This window comes from Micromonospora sicca, from assembly GCF_003172935.1.
In the GTDB taxonomy this organism is placed as follows: domain Bacteria; phylum Actinomycetota; class Actinomycetes; order Mycobacteriales; family Micromonosporaceae; genus Micromonospora; species Micromonospora sicca.
This window is the reverse complement of record NZ_QGKS01000086.1, coordinates 1-3,275: the sequence shown is the minus strand read 5'-3', so window position 1 is coordinate 3,275 and position 3,275 is coordinate 1. Positions and strand designations below refer to the sequence as shown.

Below are 3,275 nucleotides of genomic sequence, written 5' to 3'. Positions count from 1 at the left end.
GGTAGTCGTCGCTGATGGCGCTGATGCGGGGTACGCTGGCCCTGCTGCTCCGCATGGCCGGCGTACCCCGCATCAGCGCCATCAGCGACGACTACCCCGGCACCCTCCTCGACGTCCGCCACCAGGTACCGGTCGGCGTACCCGAACCGGAGCGGGCGCTGTCCCTCGCCGCCGCCGCCGGCTTCGCCCTGGCCCCCGACGACGGGCCGGGGCTGCGGCTGCGCGAGGACCGGCTGCCGGGCGCCCCGGCCGGTGCCGGCGAGCCCGGCTACGTGGTGCTGCACCCCGGGTCCTCGGTCGAGACCCGGGCCTGCCCGCCCGAGCTGGCCGTCCGGATCGTCCGGGTGCTCCACGCCGCCGGGTACCGGGTGGTGGTCACCGGCGGCCCGGACGAGCGGGAGCTGACCGCGCGGGTCGCCGCCGCCGGCGGGGTCGACCTCGGCGGCCGCACCGGACTCGGCGAGCTGGCCGCGATCATCGCGCGAGCCGGCGCGCTCGTCGTCGGCAACACCGGCCCGGCGCACCTGGCCGCGGCGCTGGGGGTGCCGGTGGTCAGCCTCTTCGCCCCGACCGTCCCGTTCGGACAGTGGGGGCCGTACCGGGTGCCGACGGTCCGGCTCGGCGACGCGGCGGCGGCCTGCCGGGACACCCGGGCCACCCGCTGCCCGGTGCCCGGGCACCCCTGCCTCTCCGCCGTCGAGCCGGGGCGGGTCCTGGCGGGGCTGCGGCTGCTCGGCGTACCGGCCGAGCCGGTGGCCGGGCCGGCGGCGGTGTTCGCGGGCCCACCGCGCGCGCCGGCGGTGACCGCCACCGGTGGGGTGGCCCGATGAACATTCTGCTGTGGCACGTGCACGGCTCCTGGACCACGTCCTTCGTGCACGGGAAACACCGGTACCTGGTCCCGGTCACCCCCGACCGCGGCCCGTACGGCCTCGGCCGGGCGCGAACCTACCCGTGGCCGGACAGCGCGGTCGAGGTGACCCCGCAGGAGCTGGGCCGGGCCGACGTGGACGTGGTCCTGCTCCAGCGCCCCGAGGAGTTCGACCTCGCCTGCGAGTGGCTGGGCCGTCGGGTGGGCCGGGACGTGCCGGCGATCTACGTCGAGCACAACACCCCCAAGGGGGACGTGCCGAATACCCGGCACCCGATGGCCGGCCGGGACGACCTGCTGCTCACCCACGTGACCCACTTCAACGAACTGTTCTGGGACAACGGCGGCAGCCGCACCGCCGTCGTCGAGCACGGCGTGGTCGCGCCGGCCGTCGAGTGGACCGGCGAGCTGGACCGGCTCGCGGTGGTGATCAACGAGCCGGTCCGCCGCTGGCGGGTCACCGGCACGGACCTGCTGCCCCGGTTCGCCGAGATCGCCCCGCTGGACGTCTACGGCATGGGGGTGGCCGGGCTGGCCGACCGCCTCGGGCTGCCGGCGGACCGGGTCACCAGCCACGACGACGTCCCGCAGCACGCCATGCACACCGAACTGGCCCGGCGGCGGGCGTACCTGCACCTGTGCCGGTGGACCTCGCTGGGGCTGAGCCTCGTCGAGGCGATGACGATGGGCATGCCGGTCGTCGCGCTCGCCACCACCGAGGCCCTGGAGGCGGTGCCGCCGTCCGCCGGTGCCCTCTCCACCCGGGTGGACGTCCTGCTGGAGGCGGCCCGACGGTTCGTCGAGGACCCGTCGGCCGCCCGCCGGGCCGGCGCCGAAGCCCGGGTCGCCGCCCGAAACCGCTACGGGCTGGACCGTTTCCTCGCCGACTGGGACCGCCTGCTGGAGGAGGAAGTATGCGCGTCGCGATGATCTCGGAGCACGCCAGCCCGCTCGCCGTCCTCGGCGGCGAGGACGCGGGCGGCCAGAACACGCACGTCGCGGAGCTCTCCGCCGCGCTGGTGGCCGCCGGCCACGACGTCCGCGTCTACACCCGCCGCGACGCCGTGGACCTGCCCGTGACGGTACGGGCCCCGGACGGCTTCGACGTGGTGCACGTGCCCGCCGGCCCGGCCGAGCCCGTCGCCAAGGACGAGCTGCTGCCGTACATGGCCGAGTTCGGCGCCTGGCTGGCGGAGCGGTGGCGCACCGACGACTGGCAGCCCGACGTGGTCCACGCGCACTTCTGGATGAGCGGCCTGGCCGCGCTCGCCGCCGGCCGGCGGACCGGGGTGCCGGTGGTGCAGACGTACCACGCGCTCGGCACGGTGAAGCGGCGCCACCAGGGGGCCCAGGACACCAGCCCGCCGGGCCGGGTCCGCCACGAACGGGAGCTGGGCCGGTCCGTCGACCGGGTGGTCGCCCAGTGCCAGGACGAGGTCGGTGAGCTGGTCCGGATGGGAGTGCCCCGGTCCCGGATGACGATCGTCCCGTCCGGGGTGAACCTCGGCACCTTCGCCCCGCTCGGTCCGGCCGCCGAGCGGGACGGCGACCGGCCGCGGATCCTCACCGTGGGCCGGCTGGTGGAACGCAAGGGCTTCCAGGACGTCATCCGGGCCACCGCCCTGGTGCCCGGGGCGGAGTGCGTGGTGGTGGGCGGTCCGCCGGCCGGACTGCTGGAGACCGACCCGTACGCCCGGCGACTGCGGGCGCTCGCCGACTCCCTCGGGGTGGCCGACCGGGTGAAGCTGATCGGCGCGGTGCCCCGGGAGGAGATGGGCCGCTGGTACCGGTCCGCCGACGTGCTGGTCGCCGCGCCCTGGTACGAGCCGTTCGGGCTCACCCCGCTGGAGGCGATGGCGTGCGGCGTACCGGTGATCGGCACCGCCGTCGGCGGGCTGATCGACACGGTCGTCGACGGGCGGACCGGTGACCTCGTGCCGGCCCGGGACCCGCAGGCGCTGGGCGCGGCCGTCCAGCGGCTCCTCGGCGACCGGATCCGCCGCTTCGCGTACGCCACGGCGGCGCTGGAACGGGCCCGCCGCTGCTACTCCTGGTCGACCACGGCGGACCGGCTGACGGAGGTGTACGGCGAGGTGGCCGCCGTGCGTCGGCCGACCCGGGTGGTCGCCTGATGGCGGCGCCCGACCGGACCGGCGAGGCTGCCGACAGCCTGCTGGACACCCACCTGGGCCACCTGGCGGCGGCGCTGCTGCCCTTCCGGCGCGCGGAGCGACTGCTCGCCCGTTGGGGCGGCGAGCTGGCGCACCGGCTGGCCACCGGCGGGCGGCTGCTGGTGGCGGGCAACGGGGGCAGCGCCGCCGAGGCCCAACACCTTACCGCCGAACTCGTCGGCAAACTCCGCGACGACCGCGAACCCCTCTCCGCCATCGCCCTGCACGCCGAG

3 protein-coding genes and 1 pseudogene are annotated in these 3,275 nt (G+C 76.5%); all 4 read left to right on the top strand.

Features of this window, described 5'->3' with window-relative positions; translation table 11 throughout:
* Nucleotides 1-35: 35 nt before the first annotated feature.
* Nucleotides 36-830 (top strand): annotated as a pseudogene (locus tag DKT69_RS03020) (glycosyltransferase family 9 protein); the annotation flags it as partial.
* The gene (locus DKT69_RS03015) at nt 827-1,801 is read left to right on the top strand and encodes a glycosyltransferase (RefSeq protein ID WP_109800072.1); all 975 of its coding nucleotides are present in this window, start codon (nt 827-829) and stop codon (nt 1,799-1,801) included. The pseudogene DKT69_RS03020 and the gene DKT69_RS03015, both read left to right, overlap by 4 nt.
* Nucleotides 1,786-3,003, top strand: coding sequence for a glycosyltransferase (locus DKT69_RS03010; protein WP_109800071.1), 1,218 nt, complete (start codon nt 1,786-1,788; stop codon nt 3,001-3,003). Before DKT69_RS03015 ends, DKT69_RS03010 begins: the two co-directional genes overlap by 16 nt.
* On the top strand, nt 3,003-3,275 hold a 273-nt coding region (locus DKT69_RS03005; RefSeq protein WP_146230973.1), incomplete at its 3' end, for an SIS domain-containing protein. The genes DKT69_RS03010 and DKT69_RS03005, both read left to right, overlap by 1 nt.